The organism is Gordonia cholesterolivorans, from assembly GCF_039531975.1.
Lineage (GTDB): Bacteria > Actinomycetota > Actinomycetes > Mycobacteriales > Mycobacteriaceae > Gordonia > Gordonia sihwensis.
The window spans coordinates 1-2387 of the sequence record NZ_BAAARB010000049.1 but is presented as its reverse complement, the minus strand read 5'-3'; the positions used below and the strand labels follow the sequence as shown (position 1 = coordinate 2387).

Sequence of the window (2387 nt, the reverse complement as noted above, 5' to 3'; positions counted from 1 at the left end):
CTGCGCCGATGGTACTGCACTGTAATGGGTGTGGGAGAGTAGGACACCGCCGAACACAACTTGTTGAGCCCCGATCAGACACCGTCTGATCGGGGCTCAACCCATTTCCCGGGACGTGCCCCCCGGCCGGCGAGTGCCGTCTGGATACGGCGCGCCTGACAGACCGCGAACGCGCACTCTTCAGACTGGCTTCAGGCTGGTTGAGCGAGCGGAGCGAGTCGAAACCACCACACGACGGCAGAGTCGTCTCGATACGGCGTGCTCGCTACGCTCACCCGCCTACTCGACAAACCGCGGGGGGTCGGAGAGCGGTTCCGGCAGGCTGGTTGAGCGCGCACCCTCTTAGGCTGGTTGAGGGAGCGGAGCGAGTCGAAACCACCACACGACGGCAGAGCGGTCTCGATACGGCGTGCTCGCTACGCTCACACGCCTACTCGACGAGCCTCGGGGCGACGGCTGGTTGAGCGAGCGGAGCGAGTCGAAACCACCACACGCGGGAGCAGGCTGGTCTCGATACGCCGTGCTCGCTACGCTCACCCGCCTACTCGACGAACCTCGGGGGGGGGGACGGCGATCGCTTCCCGCAGGTGTGGACTGTGTTGATACGGCGGGGTTCGTGTGAGGGGGCCGCGGCGCGGTCTGGGCTACGAGGTTGCGGGCAGCAGCTCGCGGCCGAGGCGGTCTCGTTCGGGGTCGGGGGCGGGGACCGCGTGCACCAGAGTGCGGGTGTAGTCGGTGGCGGGCTGAACGAAGATCCTTGTCGCACTGCCGGACTCGACCACGCGACCGGACTTGAGGACGGTCACGCGGTCGGACACCTGGCGGACGACGGCGAGGTCGTGGCTGATGAACAGTGCCGCGAAGCCGATGTCGGCCTGCAACTGTGCGAACAGCTCCAATACGCGGGCCTGGACGGAGACGTCCAGCGCGCTCGTCGGCTCGTCGGCGATGAGGAGTTTGGGGTCCGTCGAGAGCGCACGGGCGAGGGCGACGCGCTGACGCTGACCACCCGACAACTCGTGTGGCAGGCGAGAGGCGAACGAGGTCGGCAATTGCACGGCCGACAGCAGTTCGGCGACCCGAGCCGCGCGTGAGCGGCGGTCCCCGATCCTTTGGATCTCCAGCGGCTCACGGATGGACTCGGCGACGGTGAAGCGCGGGTCGAGAGAGGCGGTCGGGTCTTGCGGAACGAAGGCGATGCGGCGCCGCGCTGCTCGGAGGTCCTTGCCGGAGAGTTCGGCGAGATCGTCGCCATCCAGCAGGATACGACCGCCGGCCAGGGGCAGCAGGCCGCCGATGGCTCGCCCGAGGGTCGTCTTTCCGGAGCCGGACTCGCCGACCACCCCGACCACCTCACCGGACTCGACCACCAGCGACACGTCCGACAGCGCTACGTGCGGGTTCGACCCGAACGATCCCGGATGCTCGACGGTCACGCCGTCGACCACGACGACCGGCGTCGGTCCGTGCGCGGCGTGGCGTCTGCTGTCCCGCGACGCGGTGTCCAAGCGCGGAACGGCGGCCAGCAACTGGCGTGTGTAGGGTGCGGAGGGCTCGGCGAAGATCCGTCCCACGTCGCCGGTCTCCACCGTCTCCCCGAGTTGCACCACCACTACGCGGTCAGCGATCTCGGCGACGACACCGAGGTTGTGCGTGATGAGCAGAATGCCTGCGCCCGTGCGCTCGCGGAGACGGACGAGGAGTTCGAGGATCTCTCGCTGCACCGAGACGTCGAGGGCTGTGGTCGGCTCGTCGGCGAGCAGCAGGGCCGGGTCGCCGGCGAGCGCGAGTGCGATGACCACACGCTGTTTCTGGCCGCCGGATAGCTGGTGCGGATAATAGCCGACACGGACCTCCGGTTCAGGGAGGTCGACGAGTCGGAGCAGTTCCACGGCCCTGGCGCGCACCGCCGCCCGGGACAGACCGCTGTGCCGGGTGAGCGCCTGGCGAAGCTGCCAGCCGATGGTCTGGACCGGGTTCAGCGCGGTCTGCGGTTCCTGGAAGACCATGGCCACGCGGTCGCCCCGAAGGCGAGCGAGGTCCTTCTCCGGAAGACCGAGAATCTCGCGTCCGTCGACCCGAACCGAACCGGTGGCCGTCGCACCGTCGGGCAGGAGACCGATCGCGGCCCGTGCGGTCATGGTCTTGCCCGATCCGGATTCTCCTACGAGAGCGACGATTTCGCCGCGATCGACGCGGAGGCTGATTCCGGAGACCGCCGGACGCGGATAGGCGAACCGCACGTGCAGGTCGGTCACTTCCAGCCTCGGGCTTTCATCGCTGAATTCGCCTGACCTGCCGTTTTCATGAAGAAAGGTGCTCTGAGCTGCAATAATTGTTGTTGCGAAACGACAATCACAAGCAGGGCAAGGAGCACCTTTCTGGTG

The 2387-nt window shown here is 67.6% G+C and carries 1 protein-coding gene; it reads right to left on the bottom strand.

The genetic code is table 11. The annotated features are described in order from the left end of the window. Window positions 1-644: 644 nt before the first annotated feature. Window positions 645-2258 carry a dipeptide ABC transporter ATP-binding protein gene (locus ABFX36_RS18810; protein ID WP_346077799.1) on the bottom strand — a complete coding sequence of 538 codons (1614 nt, stop codon included), beginning with the start codon at window positions 2256-2258 and terminating at the stop codon, window positions 645-647. Between the last annotated feature and the right edge of the window lie 129 nt (window positions 2259-2387).